Below are 25,096 nucleotides of genomic sequence, written 5' to 3'. Positions count from 1 at the left end.
TATAGGTATGGAAAAAAGAATTACAACTCCTTTCACAGAGGAAAAGGTTAAAGATTTAAAGGCTGGAGACAGTGTATTAGTATCAGGAGTTATATATACTGCAAGAGATGCAGCTCATAAAAGATTTGTAGAACTTTTAGATAAAGGTGAAGAATTGCCTATGAATGTAAAAGATTCAATCATATATTATGTAGGACCAAGTCCAGCAAAGCCAGGAAAAGTAATAGGTTCAGCAGGACCTACTACAAGTTATAGAATGGACCCTTATGCACCAAGATTATTGGATATAGGCTTAAAGGGAATGATAGGAAAAGGCTTAAGATCAAAAGAAGTAATAGAGTCTATGAAAAAGAATAAAGCTGTTTATTTTGCAGCTATAGGTGGAGCTGCTGCACTTATGGGAAAAGCTATAAAAAAGGCAGAAGTTATAGCTTACGAAGATTTAGGATCTGAAGCAGTAAGAAGATTAGAAGTAGAAGATTTACCTTTAGTTGTAGTAATAGATTCTGAAGGAAATAATTTGTACGAAATGGGACAAAAAGAATATTTAGAATCTGTAAATGATTAAATTAAAAATATGAGGAGAGAAAGCTAATGGAAATAAAGAAGGTAGCCAAAGCAGGTACACTAGAATCAAATGACATAATGATTATGGTTGCACCAAATGAAGATGGCAAAGTAGAATTAGAAATTGAAAGTATAGTAATGAAGCAGTTTGGAAAACAAATAGAAAAAACTATACTAGAAAAAGTAAAAGAATTAGGAATAGAAAGTATAACTATAAAGGCTCAGGATAAAGGAGCATTAGATTATACAATAAAAGCGAGAGTTCAAACAGCTATAGAAAGAGCAATGTAAATTTAAAATTGAGGTGAGATATATGAAAAGACTAAGAAGAACAATGCTTTTTATGCCTGGCAACAACCCTGGAATGCTTCAAAGTGCACCAATACTTGGAGCTGATTCAGTAATACTTGATTTAGAAGATGCAGTAAGTCTTACAGAAAAAGATAGTGCAAGAAGACTTGTTAGTGAAGCTATAAAATTTATAGATTATTCAGCAGTAGAACTAGTAGTAAGAGTAAATCCACTAGATACTGAATATGGACCAAAGGATATAGATACTATAGCTAGAGTTAAGCCAGATGCATTAATGATTCCGAAAGCTACAGAAGAGCAGCTTGAAACTATAGATAAAATGCTTTCTAAAATTGAAAGTGAAGAAAAATTTGAAGACAATCATATAAAACTTATTCCAATTGTAGAAACAGCTTATGGCTTGGAAAATGTGTACAGCATAATAAAAGCATCAAAAAGAGTAGTAGGTGTACTTTTAGGAGCAGAGGATTTAACTTCAGACTTTGGAATTAAGAGAACAAAAGAAGGAGAAGAAATATTTTATGCAAGAAACAGAGTGTCTACAGCTTGTAGAGCTTCTAGAGTAGATGCTATAGATACTCCTTTTACAGATACTAATGATTATGAAGGATTAAGAAAAGATACATTTAAAGCCAAGAGTATAGGTTTCACTGGAAAATCATCCATAAATCCAAGACAAATAGACACTATACATTCAGTATTTGAACCAACAGAAGCTGAAATAAAGCATGCAGTGAGAGTGTTAGAAGCTAGAGATGAAGCTAAAGCTAAAGGATTAGGAGTATTTTCTTTAGATGGAAAAATGGTAGATGCACCTGTAATAAACAGAGCAGTAACTACTGTAGAATTGGCTAAATTATTAGGTCTTATTTAATTAATATGTGTTAGATTAAATCTGGAAAAAGTGAGGTATTACTATGAAAAATGTACTAGGAAGAGAAATTCCTGATAATATAGAAGGCTATAGGGAAGTAAAGCCTTTTCAAGGAGCTTTTTCAAATTGTGGTGTTAAAGAAAAAGTAGGTGTAAAGGTAAGTTCCGTAAAACCAGGAGAAGATAAAGTATTAAACAGCATAGAAGAAGCTTTAGATAAAGTAGAAATAAAAGATGGAATGACTATATCCTTTCACCATCATTTAAGAAATGGAGATTTCATACTTAATAATGTAATGTATGCTATTTCAAAAAGAGGAATAAAAGACATTACTGTAGCAGCAAGTTCTATATTCCCAATACATGAGCCCTTAGTAGAATACATGAAAAGGGGTGTTGTAACAGGAATAGTTGCAAACTATATGTCAGGACCTGTAGCAGAAGCTATATCAAAGGGATACTTAAAGAAACCAGCAGTAATGATGACTCATGGTGGAAGACCAAGAGCTATAGAAAGTGGAGATTTACATATACATGTAGCATTCATAGGAGCACCAACTGCAGATACTTATGGAAACATAAATGGAGTTTATGGAAATGCTGCTTGTGGTTCATTAGGATATGCCATATCTGATGCTGAATATGCAGATAAGGTAATAGCAATTACTGATAACCTTGTTCCTTACCCAGCATGTCCTATTGAGATCAATCAAACTTATGTAGATTATGTAGTTAAAGTTGATTCCATAGGAAATCCAGCAGGTATTGTATCAGGTACTACAAAAATTACAAAGGATCCTGTAGGACTTAAAATAGCTAAAATGGCATCGAAGGTTATGGAAGCTTCAGGACTTGTAAAGGATGGAATGTCATTTCAAACAGGAGCAGGAGGAACCTCTCTTGCAGTGGCAGAAAACTTAAAAGAAATAATGAGAGATAAGAAAGTAACAGGAAGTTTTGCAGCAGGTGGAATAACAGGTTATATTGTAGATATGTTTGAAGAAGGATTATTCACACATATATTTGATGTACAGTGCTTTGATTTAAAAGCTGTAGAATCCTATAGAAATAATCCTAAACATCAAGGTATGAGTGGATCAATGTATGGGAACCCTCATAATAAAGGAGCTGTAGTAAATAACTTAGATGTAATGATACTTGGAGCTACAGAAATAGATACAAATTTCAATGTAAATGTAACAACAGGTTCTGATGGAATAATAATGGGAGGTTCAGGTGGACACAGTGATACTGCAGCAGGAGCAAAGCTTGCTATAGTAGTTACAAACCTTATAAAAGGAAGACTTCCAATTATAAAGGATAAGGTTACTACAGTTACAACTCCAGGAGAAAGTATAGATGTAGTAGTTACAGAAAGAGGTATAGCTGTAAATCCAATAAGAAAGGATTTAATAGAAAAATTAAAAGCTAAAAATTTACCTGTTATGACAATAGAAGAATTAAAAGATTTAGCTGAAAATATGACAGGAAAACCAGAGCCTATAGAATTTACAGATAAGGTTGTAGCAGTAGTAGAATATAGAGATGGTACTATAATAGATGTAGTTAGAAAACCATTAAGTTAAGGAGATAAAAATGTATGATTTAAAGCTTCAGAAAATAAACTTGAAAAATGAAGAAGAAAAAAATGAAGTATATAAATTTTTAGAAAGCTTTGGATTAATACTGGATAAAGATGTGGATTATACAGTGGTTTTTAGAGATGGAAATAATGCAATTAAAGCCACTTGTTCTAAAGCTAAGAATATATTTAAGTGCTTTGCCATATCAGAGGATATAAGGGGAGAAAACATAACTTCTTCCCTTATATCTAATTTAGTAGATAAGCTTTTTGAAGAAGGAATTTACCATAGTTTTTTATTTACTAAACCAGACAAAGTGAAAATATTTACCTCTTTAAATTTTAATCTTATATATAAAGAAGAAAATGCTGCTTTATTAGAATATGGAATTTATAATATAAATAAAGCTTTAGATAAAATGATAGCTAAATATGAAATAGATGTAACTACTGAAAAAGGTGCATTAGTAATGAATTGCAATCCATTTACTAATGGGCATAGATATTTAGTAGAAGAAGCTTCAAAAAAATGCAGTGAAGTTATAGTGTTTGTGGTGGAAGAAGACAAATCCTTATTCCCTTTCAAGGATAGATATTCAATGGTAAAAGAAGGTTTATCAGATTTTAAAAATGTAAAAGTTATTCCAGGTAGTGAATACATTATATCGTCAGCTACTTTTCCATCCTATTTTATTAGAAAAGAGGATGAAAGATTAAAATCCTATGAAAATATTGATTGTAACATATTTGGGGAATATTTTTGTGAAAAATTAAATATAATAAAGAGATTTGTAGGTGAAGAACCCTACTGTAATGTTACTAATACATATAATAATACATTAAAAGAAGTTATGCCAAAGTATGGTGTAGAGCTGATGGAAATAGAGAGAAAATGTTATGAAGGTAATTATATAAGTGCTTCTAAAGTTAGACAATTTATAAAAAATAATCAAATGGATCAAGTAAAAAATATAGTACCTGAGGTAACATGGAAGTTTTTAAATTCTAATAAAGGAAAGGAGATAAGAGAGAAAATACAAAAAAGTAACTCTCCACATTAGTTTATGAATAGATGTTGGTTAACAAATTACACTTATGAAGATTATGTTAAAGATAAACAAAAAAATTGTAATATAAAAGGTATAAAAGAATATACGCCAGAAGATATATTAATGTGCAGAGAAGAAAGAGTTTGTGAACAAGAAAAGTTAATTAAATTGTATAAGAAAACATTAGTTTTTATGAGAGTTAATTATCCTGGTGTAGTTAAAAATAATACTATAACACTTGGTATAATGAAATTTATGAACAAGTTTTTAATAGAACAGCTTAACCAATATATAGAGTATAAGAATTTTGCTGTAACAGCAGAAGGTCCATCATTAACACTTATTGTGAATAAAAATGCTAAAGACATAAAAAAAATAACAGTTAACATAGAAAATAAACATTTTCTAGGCAGATATGTAGATATTGATGTTTATGATGAAAACAATAATAGTTTAAGTAGAGGAATGCTTGGCTTCAAACCAAGAACATGTTATATATGCAGCGATATTGCTCAGTATTGCGTAAGGTCAAGAAAACATAGTGAAGAAGAAATAAAAGAGTTTATTAAAAATAAGTATGAAGATTATTGTAAATGGTGTAAAGTACTTTAGTATGAAAAATGAATGAAATATTTTTAGCAAATGGTTATAATAAGGTATATAACAGAAATGTGGAGGTACTTTATGTTTTTTAGAAATAGTGATGATGGCATATATAGAAAAATACCCATGAAGGTTAAAGTAATAATTGCATGTATATCAGTATGTGTAGTAATTGGTATAGCTTATAAAGAAGCAATAAATAATAGAAAAAATAATAATATAATAGAAAACGTAAATAAAGAAAGTTCTAATAATAATGCAGTTATAAAAGAAAAAAAAGATGACAATGTTTCAAAGCAGACAGAAGCCCAAAAGGCCGAGGAACAAAAATATAATGAAAGCTATAAGGCTTTTGGAGAAAAGAACTATGATAATACAATAGCATTAGCTGATGAAATTATAAAGGCAGATCCAAATTTCTATAAGGCTTATAATATTAAGGGAATAGCATTATGTTATAAAGGTAGCTTTGACGAAGGAATGAAAAATATAGACAAAGCACTTCAGTTAAAACCTGATTTTGGGTATGCTAGATTTAACAAAGCTTTAGGGTATGAGCTGCATAGCGATTATGATGCAGCATTAACCTGGTATGATAAAGATTTAGAGGTTGAAAATTATATATGGAGTTATTATGGCAAAGCTAGTATATATGGAAGACGAGGAGATGTGGAGAATACAGTAAAGTATTTAAAAACAGCTGTAAATATGTCACCAGATATAAAAGGTATTGCTGCTAAGGAAGAAGACTTTAATCCAGTAAAGGACTCCAAGGAGTTCCAAGATGTAATCAATTAAAATAATCCCCAAAGTTTTTTTAAACAATGGGGATTATTTTGCTTTGAAAATGTGGATAACTTTTAAAGAGAAGCTAAATCTATTCCATATTTTTTGCATTTTAAAGATACAGTTCTATGAGTAATTCCTAAGACTTTTCCAGCTTTATTATAGCTTTTATAGGTTTTCATAGCTAAAGTTATCAATTCTTTTTCATATTGTTCTAGAGGCTGAAGTTTACCGTTTTTAAGATTTATCAAAGAACCAGTTTCCAATTCACCATTTTTGATGTAAAAAGGTAAGTCTTTTTCTGTTATTAAGTCGTTTTCGCACATATTTATGGCTCTTTCTATAATATTTTCTAATTCTCTTATGTTTCCAGGCCAATGGTATTCTTGCAAATACATAAGCGATTTTTTATCTATGCCTGTAACATTTTTATTGAGTTTAATATTCATTTTCTGAATAAAGTGTTCTACTAAAAGATTTATATCTTCTTTTCTATTTCTTAAGGAAGGAAGAATAATGCTTATAACATTTAGTCTATAGTATAAATCTTCCCTAAACTTATCTTCCTTTATCATTTTTTCAAGATTTCTATTAGTAGCGGCAATTATTCTTATATCTACTGTTTGCGTAGTAAGGCCGCCAACACTTTCAAATTCTCTTTCCTGAAGTACTCTTAATAATTTAACCTGCATAGATACAGGCATGTCCCCAATTTCATCTAAAAATAAAGTCCCACCATTTGCTATATTAAATTTTCCAGGTTTACTTTTAATTGCACCTGTAAAGGCGCCCTTCTCATATCCAAATAACTCACTTTCCAGTAAGTTTTCTGGAATAGCAGCACAATTAACTCTAACAAAAGGTTTATTTTTTCTATTACTATTATTATGAATAGCTTTAGCAATAAGCTCTTTACCTGTCCCGCTTTCACCACGAATTAATACAGTAGATGGTGAATTAGAAGCTTTTTGTGCCATAAATAAACAATCCTTAAGAGAACTGCTGCAGCCTATTATAGAACTAAAAGAACTGCTAAAATTATGTCTGTTTAATTCATCTTTATAATAATTAAGTTCTTCCTCTGATTTTTCAAGTTTTTTTACTAAGTCTTTGATTTCATCTACAGTTTTTGATATTGAAATAACACCTTTAAATATACCATCTATAAAAATAGGTTCTATTGTGGAAATTATATTTATGCTATCTTTGTGGTAAATTTTATTTTCAATTGGTGTTTTTGTATTAAATACTTTGATTCGAAGTCCATTTGGAGATATAGTGGCTAAATCTTTACCTACAATGTTCTTACTCTTTATACCAAAGTGTTTTTCATAAGATGGATTTACATAACTTATAATTCTTCTATCATCTACAAAGCAAATTAAGTCATGAGATGCTTCTAATATTTTTTTGAATTTTTCATTTAACTCTTTAATACCTATTAATTCAGATATATCCTGAAATACTCCTAAAGCTCCAATAACTTTGTCATTAGAAAATATAGGAGATCTATTAGTTAAAACAAGATGATTATTTATATATTGAGTTTCTCCAACCTTACGTTCTTTTGAGGTTACTATATTTGGCAAATCAGAAGTTGGAATAATGTCTTTTACAAATCGCCCTATTACATCCTCTAAATTTTTATCAACTATTTTAAGTGCATAGTCATTCATGGCTGTAATATATCCATTTACATCAATAACTAATATTCCAACAGGAATATTTTTTACTATTTGAGCATAAGCAATAGTATTTTCTTCAATTATGTCATCTATTTTAGATAAAACTGAATTATTATTGTTTGCTATGTACATAGTTATAAAATTGCATAGTTCTAATACTGCATGTTGGCCATTCATAGAGGTTTCCTTGCAGGAAATCTCAACCATTTCACCTTCTCTTATTTTTAAAGATAACAAGGCTAACATACTTATAGCTATAGGTTCTTTTGCAGATGAGTTGCTCATATATAGGTTTATTCCATATTTGCTTTTCAATTCTGTAGCTTTATGAACTATCATAGCTGCAATTCGTGTATGTATTCCATTATGTATTGTTATGGTTATACTGTTTTTATACATAATTCATCTCCTTTTGATAAAAAATATCATATATATGTACAAAATTTGATAAAATTTATCAAGTATAATATTAACCCAAAATCCATTGTAAGTCCAGAGGTTAGGGCGAGTTTTTAAATTACTTTATAACAATATAATGGTTTTAATTGATAAATTTTATCAATATTTTTTTAAATGTAATATTATAAAATACGAAAGAAATTAAAAAAACTATATTTTAAAATTGTGATTTTCATTAATAAATAAGAGTTTCTGAGAAATGTTTTTAGATTAATTTTAAATTTTTCACGAATTGGTATGATAATTGCTTTAAAAATATTTTGGCTTTAAACAATTACATTAAAATAGAAATTGAGTTTTAAAATATAGATTTGGTAAATTGTAATTATTTTGAGGAGGATAAATAAAAGATGAAAAAAGGAATTGCAGCTTCAAAAGGATATGCTATAGGCAAAGTTTTAATAAAAGAGGCTAATGAAGTTAAAATTGAAGAGAGAAAAATAGAAGATGTAAAATCAGAAAAAGAAAGATTTAAAAAGGCATTAGATGCTTCAAGAGAACAGTTGACTAGAATAAAGGAAAAAGCAGAAAAGGAAATGGGTGCTGATAAGGCTGCTGTATTTGAGAGCCATATGATGTTATTAGAAGATCCTGAGTTTGCAGGTGCAGTTGATATGGCAATAGAAAATGATAAAGTTAATGCTGAAAAGGCTCTTGATAATGTTGCAACTATGTATGCAGGTATATTTGCAGCTATGGAAGATGAGTACATGAGAGAAAGAGGTGCTGATGTAAAGGATGTTAGTAAGAGAATTCTTGCTAATCTTGCTGGAAAAATATCAGCAGATTCAGAAGAAATGGCAGCTAATACAATAGTAGTTGCTCATGACTTAACACCTTCAGATACTGCACAACTTGATAAAAGCAAAGTTATAGCTTTTTTAACTAATATAGGTGGAAGAACTTCACATAGTGCTATAATGGCAAGAACTTTAGAAATTCCAGCTGTTGTAGGTTTAAATGATATAACAACTTCAGTAAAAAATGGTGATACAGTAGTTGTAGATGGTAATGAAGGTATAGTTATAATAAACCCAGATGAAAATACTGTTAAAGAATATGAAGCTAAAAAAGAAGCTTATGAAAAAGAAAAAGAAGAACTTAAAAAACTTATAAGTGTAAAAACTGTTACTAAAGCTGGAAAGAGAGTAGAAGTAGCAGGAAATATAGGAAAGCCACAGGATGTTCACCAGGTTTTAGAAAATGGTGGAGATGCTATAGGACTTTTCAGAACAGAGTTTTTATACATGGATAGAGATGATATGCCAACTGAAGAAGAACAATTTGAATCATACAAATACGCAGTGGAAAAGATGGAAGGAAAATCAGTGGTAATCAGAACGCTAGATATAGGTGGAGATAAAAAGTTACCATATTTACCACTTCCAGAAGAAATGAATCCTTTCTTAGGATATAGAGCTATAAGACTTTGTCTTGATAGAAAAGATATATTTAAAGTTCAATTAAGGGCTTTACTTAGAGCTTCAGCTTTTGGTAATTTGAAAATAATGTTCCCAATGATATCTTCTTTAGAAGAATTCTTACAAGCAAAAGAAATTCTAAGTGAATGTATGGAAGAATTGAAGAAAGAAGGAAAAGCATTTAATGCAGAATTAGAAACAGGAATAATGGTAGAAATACCTGCAGCAGCAGTGTGTGCAGATGAGCTTGCAAAACACGTTGACTTTTTTAGTATAGGAACTAACGATTTAATACAGTATACTTTGGCTGCAGATAGAATGAATGAAAAAATATCATACCTTTATAATCCAATGCACCCAGCAGTGTTAAAGCTTATAAAGATGACTATAGAAGCTGCTCATAAGGAAGGAAAATGGTGTGGTATGTGTGGAGAAATGGCTGGAGATGAAAAAGCTATTCCTACACTAGTAGAGTATGGTTTAGATGAATTTTCAATGAGTGCATCTTCTATATTAAAAGCAAAACAATTAATAATGGAAAACTAATTTAGATAGCTTACTTAACTTAATATATAAAGTAAAACCTGATTAGAACTTTTATTCTAATCAGGTTTTATTTTATATTTAAAATATTATCTTTAAACTGCATTTTAGTATATAATATAGATAGATTAAGCATTATTTTTAAAAAGATTCATCGAAAATATTTGTGCAATAATAAGGAGGAAATTAATATGAAAAACTTAAAGAAAAAAAGATTAATTACAATTGCTTGTTCAATATCAGTGCTTTTAACATTAGCGTTTACAGGATGCTCAGGAAATAAGGAAAAAAGTGCATCAACAAATAATGAAACAACATCTGCTCAAAAAAGTGATTCGGAAAAGAAGACTTCTTCAGAACAAGTTAACCAAAAAAAGCAGGAAGCAAAGCCTCAAACTAAAAGCACAAATACTAAAAGTTCTAGCACTATTAAATTTGCAAAAGAACAATTAGATAAAAGTACAAAGCCAAAGTTTAGTACTCCTTGGGAAGATTCAACTAATGGCACATATAGAGCATGTATAGAAGGCAAGGGAGAAGAGGCATCAGAAGAAGGCATAGGCAAAATATTTGTAAAGAATACCAATGGAAATAATTTTACTTACGAAGTTATAGGAAATAATAAGATTTCACCTAGAGATATAGAATGGGTTGATGATGAAAACTTATTGGTAGTAATAGGTTCATCACAAGGAACTGTTTCTAAGGGGGGCAATTTGTATATGTTAAATGTAAGTACAGGAAGTGTCTCAACAATTATAGAAACATCAGATAAAAAACAGCAAATAATGTCAGCAAAAAAATCCAATAATAACATAAGCTTGAAGGTTACTGTATACGAAGATGATAACTATAATAAATCTCATATAGAAAATTGGACTATTTATTCTTTTGATTCAAGCTTAAATAAATCAATGGAAGTAAAAAATTCTGAAGGAAAGGTTTTATATACAATTAACTAAGGAAAATAGCATTAAGGGGAACTTAAGCATATGGATAAATCTAAGAAAATATATATTAAAGCATCAAACAAATATAATAGTGGTTATATAGATAAAGCCATGGATTTATGTGAAGAAAGCATATCATTAGATATAAAAAATGCAGCATCTATAAATCTTAAGGGATTGTTACATTATTTAAAGGGAGATATAGATAGTGCTCGAAAGCTTTGGAAAATGAATCATCAAATAAATAATGATGGAGTTTCTGAAAAATATTTAGCTAGTACCAAAAGTGATGAGAGTAGATTATATACTTATGAAAAAGCAATATCACTTATAAAAGGATTGCATATAAATGAAGCATTAGACCTTTTGGAACAATGTTCAGAAAGTGATTACAATTACATTAATGTAAATAATTACAAAGCTTTCTGCTATATAAAAAAGGGTCAATATGATAAAGCTATAAATAGTATAGAAAATGTAATGAAAATAGATAAAAACAATAGTATGGCTAAAGAAAACAAAAAAGTATTAATAAAATGTGGAGTTATAAAAAACAAAATTGATACGAAAAAGGCCATTTATTGTTTAATAGGTGTATTGCTAATAATTGCATTAACATTTGGAGCTACAGCTGTGTTTAAAAAAGTAAAAAGTAATATAACTAAATCTCATAATACAAAAACATCAAAAGTAAATACAGCAAAAACATCTAGTAATAATGGAAATAAAACAACTAAAGAGGCTCCAAAAAAAGTTCAGCAGGAAACTTTTCCAGCAGATAAAATTAAAAGTGATGTTCAAAGTAAAAATTTTGATAATCTATATGACGACTATACAAAATGGAAAGATAAAAATATATCTAATGATGATAAGGAAATTATTTCAAGTGGTGTTAATATACTAAAAAGTGAAGGCGTAGAATACTTTTATGGAAAAGGGTATGGCTATATGAATAGTCAAGATCTTCCTAATGCTAAAAATAATCTTACAAAAGCCTATGAAATGGGAGCAGGTTATTATTTATATCCTCACATAATTTATATGTTAGGAACTAGCTTTTATTTATCAAGTGACTCACAAAATGCTATAAAATATTATACTGAATATGATGAGAAATATGCAAAGGATGACTATGAAGAAACAGTACTTTACGCTTTAGCTACTATGTATAAGGACTTAGATAAAGATAAATCATTAAGTTATGCTCAAAAATTAGTAGATAAATATCCTAAGTCAATATATAATAATTCTGTAATAAAAAGTATAATTAATAAATAAGAAGTTTATACAAATTAATAATCATTATTAACAACTATTGACTAAATAAGAAATATAACATAAAATTAAAATATAAAGCATACCTTAATAAGGTATAAATGGAGGGATAAGTTATGGTACAAGAAATAAAGGATATGGATTTTTCAAAGGCTGTTCAGGAATCTTCAAAACCTGTAGTTATAGACTTTTGGGCTTCTTGGTGTGGACCTTGTAAAATGTTAGCTCCTGTAATAGATGAAATTTCCGAAGAACTTAATGATAAAGTAGAATTTTTGAAATTGAATGTAGATGAAAATCCTGTAACATCAAATCAGTATAGGGTAGCAAGTATACCAACTGTTATGATATTCAAGGATGGAAAAGTAGTAGATACACTAGTAGGATTTAGACCAAAGGAAGCAATAAAAAGTGTTATAGAAAAACATATTTAATATTGTGAATGAAACAGCAATGACAAATTAGCAAAAGTTAATTTGTCATTTTTTTCAAAAGGAGGTTGATTGTATGACTAATAGATATGATATAGCAATAATAGGTACAGGACCAGCAGGATTATCAGCTGCTATAAATGCAAAAATCCGAAATAAAAATATTATATTATTTGGGATTAAAGAATTAAGTAATAAACTGCTAAAAGCACCAAAAGTAAATAACTATTTGGGATTTTATGATGTTACAGGTGAACAGTTAAAAGGTCAATTCCAAAAGCACATGGAAGCTATGAATATAGACATAGTAAATGAAAAGATAAATGCTGTATATGCAATGGGATCACACTTTACTTTGATGGTAAATGAAAAGATGTATGAAGCAAAATCTGTTATTTTAGCTACAGGTATGGAATACACAAAGCCATTAAAAGGTGAAGAAGAATTCTTAGGTAGAGGTGTAGGATATTGTGCTACTTGTGATGCACCGTTGTATCGAGGTAAAACTGTTACCATTATAGGATACAATAAGGAAGCAGAAGAAGAAGCTAATTATGTAGCAGAATTGACAAGTAAGCTTTACTATGTGCCTATGTATGAAGGAAAATACAATTTAAGTGATAGTATCGAAATAGTAAAAGATAAACCAATAGAGATTAAGGGAGAAGACAGAGTTAAAAATGTAATGATGAAGAACAAAGACATTATTACAGATGGAGTTTTTGTACTAAAGGATAGTGTGTCACCAAATCAACTTGTTCCTGGTATAGAAATGCAAAATGGTCATATTAAAGTAGATATAGACATGAAGACTAATATTGCAGGGTGCTTTGCTGCAGGAGATTGTGTAGGTAAGCCTTATCAATATATAAAATCGGCAGGCCAAGGTCAAATAGCAGCTTTAAATGCTGTTGCATATTTGGATTCTTTAAAATAGACTATCCCCACAAATTTTAATTTGTGGGGATATATATGTGCTTAGCTAAATTACTAGCTAAATAAAAATATGTCTAATTTACTACAAAGAATACATGGTTTCCTATGGTTTTAACGTTCTTTTTGTTTATACCTTTCATCCATTTACAGGTAGCTATTTTAGGATTATAAAAGAATACTGCTTGACCTGTAGGATCATTTCCTTTTAGAGCTTGAAGTACTGCCTTATAACTATCTTCATCAGGAACAACATCAATGGACCCATTTTTAACACAAGAAAAAGCGCTTTTTTGCGTTATTACTTCTTCTACCGTTTTAGGGAATTCAGGATATTTTAAACGGTTTAATATAACAGAAGCTACAGCAACTTTTCCTTCAAAAGGTTCACAATTACTTTCAGCATAAACCACTTGAGCCATTAAGTGTATATCCTTTTGAGTTACATATAACTTTCTACCAGAGTAATTAAAAACTTCAACAATTTGATCCTGTTCTTTAAATAAAGTAGAGTCTATATTATCAGAACCAGCAGCTTTTACATTGAACAGTGGTGAAACACTTGGTACTAATAAAAATAGTATACAAAAAATAAATTTTCTCAATAAAATCCTCTCCTTGTTACCTACGGGGTTAGCTGTCGGGTTCGGTAAAGGCATAACCTACGTAAAATACGATTCACCCCAAAGAATTCCGGTTTCCCCGTGTTTAATAAAAAACTTAGGCTAATGGTAGTATAGCCATGAATTTAAAAAAAATACATGGTATAAAAAAATTTTATTAATATTTTATAAAATCCATTAAGGTTTTGATATAAACAATATTAAATAGTGTATAATTGTAAATATAGATTTTTGTTAGGGCGGTGATGTGGTTGGAGCTATTGGATATCGTAGTCAATTCTATTAGAAATATTAGTATAGCATCAGTAATGGATATATTAGTAGTTTCTTATATTTTTTATAAAATTTATACATTAATAAAAGAAACCAGAGCTGAGCAGCTTTTAAAAGGAATAATACTTATAGTTCTTCTTATACCTATCAGTAAATTTTTTAATTTAACTATGCTGAATTGGATCTTAACTAAAACAATCACCATAGGCTTACTTTCCTTTATAATAATATTTCAACCAGAAATTCGTCGAGCACTTGAACGTTTAGGCAGAACAGCTTTTAATGACAAGCATATATTGGAAAGCGATCAGGAGATGGAAAAGGTTATAACGGAAATTGCTAATTCTATAGAAAATTTATCTAATAGTAAAACAGGAGCCTTGATAATAATAGAGCAGGTTACAGGTCTTGAAGACATAGTAAAGACAGGAACTAAAATAGATGCAATAGTTTCAGCAGCACTTTTGGAAAATATTTTTGTAGTTAATACTCCGCTGCATGATGGTGCAACGATAATAAGGAATGATAGAATAGTATCTTCAGGATGCTTTTTACCCTTAACTAATAATCAGGATATAAATAAAAAGCTTGGTACAAGACATAGAGCAGCATTAGGTATATCTGAGAACTCAGATGCGTTAATTATAGTTGTATCCGAAGAAACAGGTACTGTTTCCCTTGCTGTAAATGGTAATTTAACAAGGGGTTACAATAAAGAAAGACTTAAAGATATTCTGATTAGAATAATGAAAAAAAGACAGAGTACAAAATTAACCTTTAGGGAGCAGGTGAATAAATGGATCAAAAGGTCAAAGATCACCAAGTAATTATTAAAATATGTTGTGTAATAGCTTCTTTAGTTTTGTGGTTGTACATTTTTAATGTGGAAAATCCTATGAGAGAGACACATATTGTTGTACCTGTACAGGTTTTAAATAAAGATTTGGTTGCAAAATCTGATCTGGTTCCTATAGAAGGAGATAATTTGACAGTAACATTAACTATAAGGGGTAGTGCTTCAGATACTTATTCTATAAAGCCAAGCGATTTTAAACTTGTGTCGGATTTAAACTCTTATGCAGTTAAAAAAGGTGAGAATAAAATACCTGTTGAGGTTAAAAGTAGTCCATCTAATATTAGAATAACAAATAATGACAACCTATGGGTTAAAATTACTTTGGATGATTTAAAACGAAAAACTGTTCCGGTTAAAATGATTTTTGATGGGAATACTAAAAGTGGATTTTATGCTTTTAAGCCTACTATAAAAGAAAAAGAAATCAGTGGACCTAAGGAATCCGTAGAAAGGGTAAAATATTTAGCAGCAAGATATAATATTAAAGATGCTTCAAAAGATATAAATGCAAATATACAACTTCAACCATTAGATTCTTCGGGTGTAATTGTAAAAAATGTAACAGTTAATCCAAGTTCTTTAAAGGTAACTATTCCTGTTAAAAAAATTAAAACTGTGTCTGTAAATGTTAAATCTGGAATACAACAAAATAATCAAGGGAATGTAAAAAGTTTAGTACCAATTGAAGACAAAATGGATATAGCAGGAGAAGAAGATTTAATATCTAATATAAATTCTTTGGATACAGAATATGTAGATTTAAATAAAGTATATGGAAAAGATACAATAGAAGTTAAATTAGTAGTTCCTAAGGGAGTTATTCTTGTAAATAGTTCGGATACTGTAAAGCTAAAGGTGAACTTCAATAATAAAAGTATTCAGAAACAATTGAGTTTAAATATACAAACTATAAATGATAACAGTAAATATAGTGTTAATTTGGATGCAAATAAGGTTGATATAGTAGTGTCTGGTGAAGAAAATGTTATCAATAATTTAAAAGCAGAAGATATAAAGTGCTCTGTGGATTTAAGTTCAATAGTAGAAGGGGAAAATTCAATTCCTTTAAATATAAGCTTACCAGATGGAGTAACAAAGGTGTCTCAAAGTATATCGTCAGTTAAGGTTACGGCAAAGAAAAAAGTTTTGGAGGGCAAAAATGTCAATTAAAATAAATAACTTGAATATAAGTATAGATGAAAATATAGAAGATTTAAAAAATAAAGTATGTAAAAAATTAAAAATATCGCATACAAATATCGAAGAATTTAAAATTTTAAGGGAATCTATAGATGCTAGGAGAAAGGATAATATAAGATTTAATTATGTTGTAGAAATAAAATGCGATAAAGAAGAAAAAATTGTAGATAGAGCTAATGATAAAGATGTTAAAATTGAAAAAGAAATTTATAATGAGGAATTTCCTTTTGGTAATAAGAAAATGAACCATAGACCAGTTATAGTTGGTATGGGACCTGCAGGCATGTTTGCAGGTCTTTTACTAGCGGAAAAAGGATATAGACCAATAATTATAGAAAGAGGAGAAAAGGTTGAAGATAGAACCAATACTATAAATAAGTTTTGGACTACAGGAGAGTTGAATTTAGAATCTAATGTCCAATTTGGAGAAGGTGGAGCGGGAACTTTTTCTGATGGAAAGCTTACAACTAGAATAAAAGATGCCAGGTGTGACTTTGTTTTAGATAAGTTTGTTAAGGCTGGAGCTCCAGAAGAAATTCTGTATAATGGAAAGCCTCATATAGGAACAGATATATTAAAAAAAGTAGTAAAAAATATAAGAGAAAAGATAATAGAATTAGGTGGAGAAGTAAGATTTAATAGTAAACTTCAAGATATAGTCGTAAGTAATGGGGTTTTAAAATCAATAGTGGTAAATGAATCTGAAATTCCAAGTGAAAATTTAATATTAGCTATAGGCCATAGTTCAAGAGATACTTATGAGATGTTATACAGAAAGGGAATATTTATGGAGCCTAAGGCATTTGCTATAGGTGTAAGAGCAGAACATTCTCAACAAATGATAAGTGAAAATCAATATGGCAAGTATGCAAATCATCCTAAGCTTAAGGCTGCAGATTATAGGCTTACATATAATACTAAATCTACAGGAAGAGGGGTATATAGTTTTTGTATGTGTCCTGGAGGAGAAGTAGTAGCAGCAGCATCAGAGGAAGGAAGATTAGTAACTAACGGAATGAGCTTTTTTAAAAGAGATAAGGACAATGCTAATTCAGCAATAGTAGTTTCTATAAATGAATCTGATTTTCAAGGGGATACTCCATTAAAAGGTATGGAATTTCAAAGACATTATGAAAGTCTAGCTTATGTTTTGGGTGGGGGCGAGTATACTGCACCTGTACAATTAATAGGAGATTTTTTGAAGGATGAAGTTTCTACTAAATTAGGCAATATAGAACCAACATATAAACCAGGTTATAAGTTTTGTGATTTAAGAAAGTGTTTGCCAAGTTATGTAATAGAAGCTTTAAAAGAAGGATTTATAAATTTCGATAAAAAAATTAAAGGATTTGTTAGTAATGATGGCGTTTTAACTGGAATTGAAACAAGAACTTCAGCTCCTGTTAGAATATTAAGAAATGAAAATCTAGAAAGTATATCAGCTCAAGGGCTTTATCCTTGTGGTGAGGGTGCAGGATTTGCAGGTGGAATAATGTCTGCAGCAGTAGATGGGATAAAAGTGGCAGAAAATATTATAAGGAAATATCAACCATTATATTGAATATTCTGAAAAACAGTGTTTTTTGAATATTTCTGGTAAAATATAAGAGAAGGCATAATGATTTCAGGAAGTATGCATGTGGAAAATTATAATCTTATACTTGAAGTTAATTCCAATAATGTATGCACAAACAAGAATCAGTAAAAACATTACAATTGGTATGGTGCAAATACTGCCCTTAGGTGTTAAAAATTTAACGACTAGGCAGTAAGCTTAAGGACAACAAAAGTTGAGGAAGAGCCTAAATTTTATAAAGAAGAGGTGTAAATTAAATGATTAAAAATTTACAAGAAGTTTTAGAAAAGGCTAAAAATCAGGAAACAAAAAAAATAGCAGTAGCAGTAGCTCAAGATAGACCAGTACTTGAAGCTGTTAGAGATGCTAAAGAACAAGGAATATCAGAAGCAATATTAGTTGGTGACAAAGCAAAGATGGAAGCTATAGCAGCAGAAATAGAAATGGATTTAACAAAATTTGAAATTGTTAATGAAGAAAATCCTATTAAAGCTGCATTGAAAGCTGTAGAATTAGTTTCATCAGGTAAAGCTGATATGCTAATGAAAGGTCTTATTGACACAGCTAACTTTTTAAGAGCAGTTTTAAACAAAGAAGTTGGTTTAAGAACAGGAAAATTAATGTCTCATGTAGCAGTTTTTGAAATATCTAAATTTGATAGACTAATATTTTTAACAGATGGTGCTTTTAATATGTATCCAGAACTTAAAGATAAAGTAGATATAGTTAAAAATGCTGTAACAGTTGCACATGCAATAGGAATAGAAACACCAAAAGTAGCACCAATATGCGCTGTAGAAGTTGTAAATCCTAGTATGCAAGCAACTATAGATGCATCAATACTTTCAAAAATGAGTGACAGAGGACAAATAAAAGGATGCGTAATTGATGGACCATTAGCATTAGATAATGCATTATCTGCAGCAGCTGCTGAGCATAAGGGAGTAAAAGGAGAAGTAGCAGGAAGAGCAGATATATTATTAATGCCAAATATAGAATCAGGAAATATAATGTATAAAACTTTAACTTATACAACAGAATCCAAGAATGGAGCTTTATTAGTTGGAACATCAGCACCAGTAGTATTGACATCAAGAAATGATAGCCATGAGACAAAAATGAATGCAATAGCATTAGCAGCATTAGTTGCACACCAATTAAAGAGCAAAAAATAGAACTTTATTAAATTTACATATATATTAAAAACATTGATTTCATAGGAGGGGTAAAATGTCATATAAATTATTAATATTAAATCCAGGCTCTACATCCACTAAAATAGGAGTATATGATGGAGAAAATCAAATTTTAGAAGAAACTTTAAGACATTCTTCAGAAGAAATTGAGAAATATGCTACTGTTTATGGTCAATTTGAATTTAGAAAAGAAGTTATATTAAAGGTTTTAAAAGAAAAGAATTTTGATATTAATACATTAGACGGAGTAGTAGGCAGAGGTGGAATATTAAAACCAATTGAAAGTGGAACTTATAAAGTTAATGATGCTATGGTAGAAGATCTAAAAGCTGGAGTGAGGGGAGAGCATGCTTCAAATTTAGGTGGAATAATAGCTAATGAAATAGCAAAATCTATAAATAAACCAGCATTTATAGTAGACCCAGTTGTTGTTGATGAATTAGATGAAGCAGCTAGAATATCCGGAATGCCTGAAATAGAAAGAGAAAGTATGTTTCATGCTTTAAATCAAAAAGCAGTGGCAAAGAGATATGCAAAAGAAAACAATAAAAAATATGATGAATTAAATGTAATAGTTACACATATGGGTGGTGGAGTATCTGTTGGAGCTCATAAAAAAGGAAGAGTTGTGGAAGTAAGCAATGCTTTAGATGGAGATGGACCATTCTCACCAGAAAGAACTGGTGGACTTCCTGTAGGAGGGTTAATAAAACTTTGCTATAGTGGAAAATATACTATAGAAGAAATGAAGAAAAAGATAAGTGGAAAAGGTGGAATTGTAGCTTATCTAAACACAAATGATTTTAGAGAAGTAGAACAAAAAGCACAAACAGATAAAAAGGCAAAATTAGTATTTGATGCTTTCATATTACAAGTAGGTAAAGAAATTGGTAAATGTGCTGCAGTTTTACATGGTAAAGTAGATGCTATAATTTTAACTGGAGGAATAGCTTATAGTAAAGCTGTTACAGCTGCAATAAAAGATATGATAGAATTTATTGCACCAGTTATAGTTTATCCAGGAGAAGATGAATTATTAGCATTAGCACAAGGTGGACTTAGAGTATTAAGTGGAGAAGAACAAGCAAAAGAATATAAGTAAAATATATAAGAAGAGTGTAAAATAAGGTTTTTATTTTACACTCTTTATTTTTAAAAGTAAAATCCTAAAATAAGTAAATTAACTGAGTTAAATTAAGCAAATTGAAGAACGAAATATATTTAATTATTAAAGTGAACAAAATAAAGATAATATGCACTAAAAATTGTGTTAGAATATTTAAAAATTTTGTGATATAATATGCATATGGATGAAAAAAGTCATTGTCATATCAATTTTAATGAAAAAGTTTCATAGTTAAATATTTTTATGAAATTTTACCAATGCAGTTTACAAAATTAAAGTCAGTTCTATTTGGAGTATTTCATTCGTGAAACGCTGAGCTAACAAATGAAAAATTTTATTTTACACCATTTTGAATACGATTACAAAAGTAAAGAGTCTGTGTATAACTAATAATATCAATAATTAAAATTAGAATTTTTATATGCTGTTTTGAAAATAAAAAAAACAGAGATAGCAGCAAGTTATGAATGAAAACTTGCAAAATTATACAAAAGGTGACAAAAAAATTAAAGTATTATCTTAAAAATAAATATAATAAAATTTTAAATATGCGCTAGAAATAAAATTTACATAAATTGAATGAGTTTTAAACAATTTATTTTGTAGCAATGCTTGCAAATTTAACATTGCTAAAACTTTTAATTACCAAAATTAAGGAGGGAACTTTCTTATGGCAAATGTAACTTTTAGGGAAGAAAGATGCAAGGGTTGTGGACACTGCATAGAAGCATGTCCAAAAAAAATAATAAGCTTTGCAGATAGACTAAATGCAAAAGGATATCATCCAGCCACTGTTACAGAAGAAAAAATGAAGGAATGTGTTGCTTGCGCATCCTGTGGAAAAATATGTCCAGATTGCGTAATAACAGTTGAAAAGTAATAAGGAGGGATTCTTTGTGGGAGAAAAAGTATTAATAAAAGGTAATGAAGCCATTGGTGAAGCTGCCATAAGAGCAAATTGTCAAGCCTTCTTTGGTTACCCAATTACTCCTCAAACAGAAGTTGCAGCTTATATGTCAAGAAAAATGCCTAAAATAGGAAGAGTATTTATACAAGCTGAAAGTGAAGTTGCAGCAATAAATATGGTTTATGGAGCAGCAGGTACTGGAGTTAGATCTATGACATCATCAAGCTCACCTGGAATAAGCTTGAAAGCAGAAGGAATATCATATATAGCAGGTGCAGAACTACCTTGCGTTATAGTAGATATAGTTAGAGGAGGTCCTGGACTTGGAAGTATCCAGCCAGCTCAGTCAGATTATTTTCAAGCAACAAAAGGCGGCGGACATGGAGACTATAGAATGCCAATATTTGCACCAGCATCAATACAGGAAATGGTTGACTTAATTCAAGATGCCTTTGATACAGCAGATATGTACAGAACACCTTGTATGGTAATGGGAGATGGAATGCTTGGCCAAATGATGGAACCAGTAGAATTCAAGGAAAGACCAGCAAAGGAACTTCCAGAAAAAGTATGGGCTGCCAATGGATTGAATGGAAGAAAAGAGCATAATGTAATAAATTCGTTATTCCTAGAGCCAGAAACATTAGAAAAACACAATGAGAAGCTTCAAGCTAAATATAAAACAATAGAAGAAAATGAAGTTAGATACGAAATGTTTAACTGTGAAGGAGAAACAGATTTAATATTAGTTGCATATGGAACAACCTCAAGAATATGCAAAAATGTAATAAAGATGGCTGCAAAGGAAGGAATAAAAGTAGGATTAATAAGACCAATAACTTTATGGCCTTTCCCATTTGAAGCATTTGAAAAGACTGTAGGTAATACTAAACATGGATATCTATCAGTAGAAATGAGCTGCGGACAGATGGTTGAAGATGTAAGACTAGCATCTAATGGAAGAAAACCTGTAGATTTCTATGGAAGATCAGGAGGAATGGTTCCAGATCCTACAGACATTCTTGAAAAAGTAAAAACCATAGTAGGGGGTGCAAAATAATGGCAATAGTATATGAAAATCCAAAGGCATTATTGGATGTGCCTACACATTATTGTCCAGGATGTACACATGGTATAATTCACAAATTAGTTGCAGAAGTTATAGATGAACTTGGCATATTGGATAAAACAATAGGAGTAGCTCCAGTAGGATGTTCAGTTTTAGCATATAACTATTTTGCATGTGATATGTTTGAAGCAGCACATGGAAGGGCGCCAGCCTGTGCAACGGGAATAAAGAGAACAAATCCTGATAAAGTAGTATTTACATATCAGGGAGATGGAGACCTTGCAGCAATAGGAACAGCAGAAATTGTCCATGCAGCAACAAGGGGAGAAAATATAACAGGAATATTTGTAAACAACTGTATATATGGTATGACAGGGGGACAGATGGCACCAACAACACTGCCAGGACAAGTAACAGAAACAACACCATATGGAAGAGATCCTAAAATAGCAGGATATCCAATAAGAGTTTCAGAAATGATTTCAACATTAACAGGAGCATGTTATGTAGAAAGAGTATCTGTAGATTCAGTTCCAAATATAATAAAAGCAAAAAAAGCCATAAAGAAAGCCTTCCAAAATCAGTTAGAAGGAAAAGGCTTCTCATTAGTAGAAGTATTATCAATCTGTCCAACTAACTGGGGATTATCACCTTCAGAAGCAATGAAATGGCTAAAGGAAAATATGATTCCATATTATCCGCTAGGAGTTAAGAAGGATAATACTGAGGAGGTGAAATAAAATGGCATCACAACAAATAATTTTCGCTGGATTCGGCGGACAAGGTATATTATCAATGGGTAAGTTCCTAGCATATGCAGGAATGGATGCTAATTTAAATGTTTCATGGTTACCATCATATGGACCAGAAATGAGAGGAGGTACAGCTAACTGTTCAGTAATACTAACAGATGAAGCAATAGGCTCACCAATAGTAACAAAGGCTGATACAATAGTTGTAATGAATAGACCTTCTTTAGAAAAATTTGAAAATATAGTAGAGCCAAATGGTCTTATAATAATGGATTCAGATTTGGTAGATATAGTTCCAAAGAGAAAAGATGTAAAGGTAATATCAATACCAGCCCAAACAATAGCAGAAGAAATAGGAAGTAAAAAGATAGCAAACATGATACTTTTAGGAGCACTAGTAAAGGAAACAGGAATAGTTTCCATAGAAGCTTTATTAGATTCACTAAAGGCACATGGAAAAGAAAAATTCTTCGAGTCAAATAAAAATGCTATTCAAAAGGGAATAGATTTTGTAAAATAAAAAGGTTAGCTTATCACCCGGATTTGTTCCGGGTGTTTTTTTAGTATTGTTACTAATTATGAATTGTAATATAATATAACTTGGTTAATGAACAAATTTAAAATATTTAAAATACTATATTAAAAGTTAATAATAAAAAGAGAGGTATTGTTTATGCATAGAATGTTTGGAACTGATGGAGTTAGAGGAATAGCTAATAAAGAATTAACAGCAGAATTAGCATATAAATTAGGAAAAGCAGGAGCAGTTGTATTAACAGAAGGAACTCATAAACCAAAAATACTTGTAGGAATGGACACAAGAATATCAGGAGACATGCTTGAAAGTGCTTTGGTTTCAGGAATACTTTCTGTAGGTGCAGAAGCTGTATGTGTAGGTGTTATTCCAACTCCAGCAGTAGCGCATTTAACAAGAAAATATGGAGCTGATGCAGGAGTTGTTATATCAGCATCCCACAATCCTGTAGAATATAATGGTATAAAGTTCTTTAATTCACAAGGATACAAGTTATCAGATGAATTAGAGGACAAAATTCAAAGTGTTATAGAAAATAATTTTGAAGGAGTACCATTACCAACTGGTGAAGATATAGGAAGAAAAGTGGAAGAAGCTGGGGAAGCTATTGGAGATTATATAGAATTTGCAAAGTCAACTATAGATATAGATTTAAAGGGACTTAAAGTTGCATTGGATTGTGCAAATGGAGCATCATATATAACTTCAGTAAAAGCTTTTAAAGATCTTGGTGCACAGGTTTATGTTATAAACAATGATCCAGATGGAATAAATATAAATAAAAATTGTGGTTCAACTCATCCAGAGGAATTAATGGACTACGTTGTAAAAAAAGGCTGTGATTTAGGATTAGCTTTTGATGGAGATGCTGATAGATGTTTAGCTGTAGATGAAAAAGGAAATTTAATTAGCGGAGATTTTACAATGGCTATACTAGGTAGGCATTTAAAAAATAAAGGCAAGCTTGATAAAGATGTAGTTGTTGTTACTGTTATGAGCAATCTTGGATTGGATATAGCTTTAAAGAAAGAAAATATACGTACAGTTAAGACAAAAGTTGGAGATAGATACGTACTAGAAGAAATGGTTAAAGAAGGCTATAAATTAGGTGGAGAACAATCAGGACACATAATTATGACAGATTATAATACTACTGGAGATGGACTAGTTACAGGTATCCAAATGGCTGCTGTAATTAAGGAAAGTGGAAAGACTCTATCAGAGCTAGCATCTATGATGAAGGAATTACCACAAGTTTTAGCTAATGCTACAGTTCCAAACAGTAAGAAAAATATATATTTAGAAGATGCTGAAATAGTTGAAGAAATAAAGAAAATAGAAGCTAAATTAGATGGCTGCGGAAGAGTTTTAATAAGACCTTCAGGAACAGAACCACTAGTTAGAGTAATGCTTGAAGGTGAAGTACAGAGTGAATTAGACCAAATGGCACATGGGTTAGCAGCACTTATTGAAAAAAAAGCAAATAATTAGAATAAGTATATAAAAAGGCATGA

24 protein-coding genes and 1 riboswitch are annotated in these 25,096 nt (G+C 30.3%); of the genes, 22 read left to right on the top strand and 2 right to left on the bottom strand.

The features are described from left to right. The first annotated feature begins 7 nt into the window (after positions 1 to 7). The 7 genes from Q6H37_RS28255 to Q6H37_RS28225 all read left to right on the top strand — a co-directional run bounded on the left by Q6H37_RS28255 (position 8) and on the right by Q6H37_RS28225 (position 5,784). Positions 8 to 568: a Fe-S-containing hydro-lyase gene (locus Q6H37_RS28255; RefSeq protein ID WP_318738339.1), complete on the top strand. Its 561-nt coding sequence runs from the start codon at positions 8 to 10 to the stop codon at positions 566 to 568. Between the two features lie 26 nt (positions 569 to 594). Beyond that, positions 595 to 858, top strand: coding sequence for a citrate lyase acyl carrier protein (gene citD / locus Q6H37_RS28250; RefSeq protein WP_318738338.1), 264 nt, complete (start codon positions 595 to 597; stop codon positions 856 to 858). Between the two features lie 22 nt (positions 859 to 880). After that, positions 881 to 1,753 (top strand): HpcH/HpaI aldolase/citrate lyase family protein, encoded by an 873-nt coding sequence (locus Q6H37_RS28245; RefSeq protein ID WP_007064317.1) that lies wholly within the window; start codon positions 881 to 883, stop codon positions 1,751 to 1,753. A gap of 43 nt (positions 1,754 to 1,796) precedes the next feature. After that, complete coding sequence (gene citF / locus Q6H37_RS28240; RefSeq protein ID WP_318738335.1) at positions 1,797 to 3,338, top strand: citrate lyase subunit alpha; 1,542 nt, start codon at positions 1,797 to 1,799, stop codon at positions 3,336 to 3,338. A 10-nt stretch (positions 3,339 to 3,348) separates the two neighbouring features. Beyond that, positions 3,349 to 4,395: a [citrate (pro-3S)-lyase] ligase gene (gene citC / locus Q6H37_RS28235; protein ID WP_318738333.1), complete on the top strand. Its 1,047-nt coding sequence runs from the start codon at positions 3,349 to 3,351 to the stop codon at positions 4,393 to 4,395. A gap of 3 nt (positions 4,396 to 4,398) precedes the next feature. After that, positions 4,399 to 4,995 (top strand): citrate lyase holo-[acyl-carrier protein] synthase, encoded by a 597-nt coding sequence (gene citX, locus Q6H37_RS28230; protein ID WP_318738331.1) that lies wholly within the window; start codon positions 4,399 to 4,401, stop codon positions 4,993 to 4,995. A 72-nt stretch (positions 4,996 to 5,067) separates the two neighbouring features. After that, the gene (locus tag Q6H37_RS28225; protein ID WP_318738330.1) at positions 5,068 to 5,784 is read left to right on the top strand and encodes a tetratricopeptide repeat protein; all 717 of its coding nucleotides are present in this window, start codon (positions 5,068 to 5,070) and stop codon (positions 5,782 to 5,784) included. 62 nt (positions 5,785 to 5,846) lie between these two features. Here Q6H37_RS28225 and Q6H37_RS28220 read toward each other — a convergent pair whose 3' ends face one another. Continuing rightward, positions 5,847 to 7,856 carry a sigma 54-interacting transcriptional regulator gene (locus Q6H37_RS28220; RefSeq protein ID WP_318738328.1) on the bottom strand — a complete coding sequence of 670 codons (2,010 nt, stop codon included), beginning with the start codon at positions 7,854 to 7,856 and terminating at the stop codon, positions 5,847 to 5,849. 410 nt (positions 7,857 to 8,266) lie between these two features. On the opposite strand from Q6H37_RS28220, the gene ptsP reads away from it, so the two are divergent. The 5 genes from ptsP to Q6H37_RS28195 all read left to right on the top strand — a co-directional run bounded on the left by ptsP (position 8,267) and on the right by Q6H37_RS28195 (position 13,473). Continuing rightward, positions 8,267 to 9,883: a phosphoenolpyruvate--protein phosphotransferase gene (gene ptsP / locus Q6H37_RS28215; protein WP_318738326.1), complete on the top strand. Its 1,617-nt coding sequence runs from the start codon at positions 8,267 to 8,269 to the stop codon at positions 9,881 to 9,883. Positions 9,884 to 10,071: 188 nt separating this feature from the next. After that, positions 10,072 to 10,842: a DUF4652 domain-containing protein gene (locus Q6H37_RS28210; protein WP_318738324.1), complete on the top strand. Its 771-nt coding sequence runs from the start codon at positions 10,072 to 10,074 to the stop codon at positions 10,840 to 10,842. A gap of 30 nt (positions 10,843 to 10,872) precedes the next feature. After that, positions 10,873 to 12,108 carry a tetratricopeptide repeat protein gene (locus Q6H37_RS28205; RefSeq protein ID WP_318738322.1) on the top strand — a complete coding sequence of 412 codons (1,236 nt, stop codon included), beginning with the start codon at positions 10,873 to 10,875 and terminating at the stop codon, positions 12,106 to 12,108. A 113-nt stretch (positions 12,109 to 12,221) separates the two neighbouring features. After that, a complete protein-coding gene (trxA, locus tag Q6H37_RS28200; RefSeq protein WP_007063148.1) occupies positions 12,222 to 12,539 on the top strand; it encodes a thioredoxin in 318 nt (105 codons plus the stop codon). A gap of 73 nt (positions 12,540 to 12,612) precedes the next feature. Then, positions 12,613 to 13,473, top strand: coding sequence for an NAD(P)/FAD-dependent oxidoreductase (locus Q6H37_RS28195; protein ID WP_318738321.1), 861 nt, complete (start codon positions 12,613 to 12,615; stop codon positions 13,471 to 13,473). Between the two features lie 73 nt (positions 13,474 to 13,546). On the opposite strand, the gene Q6H37_RS28190 is transcribed toward Q6H37_RS28195, so the two are convergent. Further along, complete coding sequence (locus tag Q6H37_RS28190) at positions 13,547 to 14,074, bottom strand: cell wall hydrolase (protein WP_412523894.1); 528 nt, start codon at positions 14,072 to 14,074, stop codon at positions 13,547 to 13,549. Between the two features lie 2 nt (positions 14,075 to 14,076). After that, a riboswitch (cyclic di-AMP (ydaO/yuaA leader) is annotated at positions 14,077 to 14,206 on the bottom strand. A 137-nt stretch (positions 14,207 to 14,343) separates the two neighbouring features. Between Q6H37_RS28190 and cdaA the strand changes: the two genes are divergently transcribed. The 10 genes from cdaA (at position 14,344) to glmM (ending at position 25,073) form a co-directional block, all read left to right on the top strand. After that, positions 14,344 to 15,192, top strand: a complete 849-nt coding sequence (gene cdaA / locus Q6H37_RS28185) for a diadenylate cyclase CdaA (RefSeq protein ID WP_318738319.1) — start codon at positions 14,344 to 14,346, stop codon at positions 15,190 to 15,192. Next, positions 15,162 to 16,391, top strand: coding sequence for a YbbR-like domain-containing protein (locus tag Q6H37_RS28180; protein ID WP_318738317.1), 1,230 nt, complete (start codon positions 15,162 to 15,164; stop codon positions 16,389 to 16,391). Before cdaA ends, Q6H37_RS28180 begins: the two co-directional genes overlap by 31 nt. Further along, complete coding sequence (locus Q6H37_RS28175; protein WP_318738315.1) at positions 16,381 to 17,982, top strand: NAD(P)/FAD-dependent oxidoreductase; 1,602 nt, start codon at positions 16,381 to 16,383, stop codon at positions 17,980 to 17,982. Before Q6H37_RS28180 ends, Q6H37_RS28175 begins: the two co-directional genes overlap by 11 nt. Before the next feature lie 272 nt (positions 17,983 to 18,254). After that, a complete protein-coding gene (gene ptb / locus Q6H37_RS28170) occupies positions 18,255 to 19,172 on the top strand; it encodes a phosphate butyryltransferase (protein WP_318738314.1) in 918 nt (305 codons plus the stop codon). 55 nt (positions 19,173 to 19,227) lie between these two features. After that, the gene (buk, locus tag Q6H37_RS28165; RefSeq protein WP_318738312.1) at positions 19,228 to 20,295 is read left to right on the top strand and encodes a butyrate kinase; all 1,068 of its coding nucleotides are present in this window, start codon (positions 19,228 to 19,230) and stop codon (positions 20,293 to 20,295) included. 694 nt (positions 20,296 to 20,989) lie between these two features. Beyond that, the gene (locus tag Q6H37_RS28160) at positions 20,990 to 21,199 is read left to right on the top strand and encodes a 4Fe-4S dicluster domain-containing protein (protein WP_318738311.1); all 210 of its coding nucleotides are present in this window, start codon (positions 20,990 to 20,992) and stop codon (positions 21,197 to 21,199) included. A gap of 16 nt (positions 21,200 to 21,215) precedes the next feature. After that, positions 21,216 to 22,286 (top strand): 3-methyl-2-oxobutanoate dehydrogenase subunit VorB, encoded by a 1,071-nt coding sequence (locus Q6H37_RS28155; RefSeq protein ID WP_318738309.1) that lies wholly within the window; start codon positions 21,216 to 21,218, stop codon positions 22,284 to 22,286. Further along, positions 22,286 to 23,035 carry a thiamine pyrophosphate-dependent enzyme gene (locus Q6H37_RS28150; RefSeq protein ID WP_318733456.1) on the top strand — a complete coding sequence of 250 codons (750 nt, stop codon included), beginning with the start codon at positions 22,286 to 22,288 and terminating at the stop codon, positions 23,033 to 23,035. The genes Q6H37_RS28155 and Q6H37_RS28150 overlap by 1 nt, the downstream gene beginning before the upstream one ends. 1 nt (position 23,036) lies before the next feature. Then, complete coding sequence (locus tag Q6H37_RS28145) at positions 23,037 to 23,567, top strand: 2-oxoacid:acceptor oxidoreductase family protein (RefSeq protein ID WP_318733454.1); 531 nt, start codon at positions 23,037 to 23,039, stop codon at positions 23,565 to 23,567. Positions 23,568 to 23,720: 153 nt separating this feature from the next. Continuing rightward, positions 23,721 to 25,073 carry a phosphoglucosamine mutase gene (gene glmM, locus Q6H37_RS28140; protein WP_318738307.1) on the top strand — a complete coding sequence of 451 codons (1,353 nt, stop codon included), beginning with the start codon at positions 23,721 to 23,723 and terminating at the stop codon, positions 25,071 to 25,073. Positions 25,074 to 25,096: the final 23 nt, after the last annotated feature.

Source organism: Clostridium sp. JS66 (genome assembly GCF_033561535.1).
In the GTDB taxonomy this organism is placed as follows: domain Bacteria; phylum Bacillota; class Clostridia; order Clostridiales; family Clostridiaceae; genus Clostridium_AM; species Clostridium_AM carboxidivorans.
The sequence above is the reverse complement of the archived record's forward strand: the minus strand, read 5'-3'. Positions and strand labels throughout refer to the sequence as shown.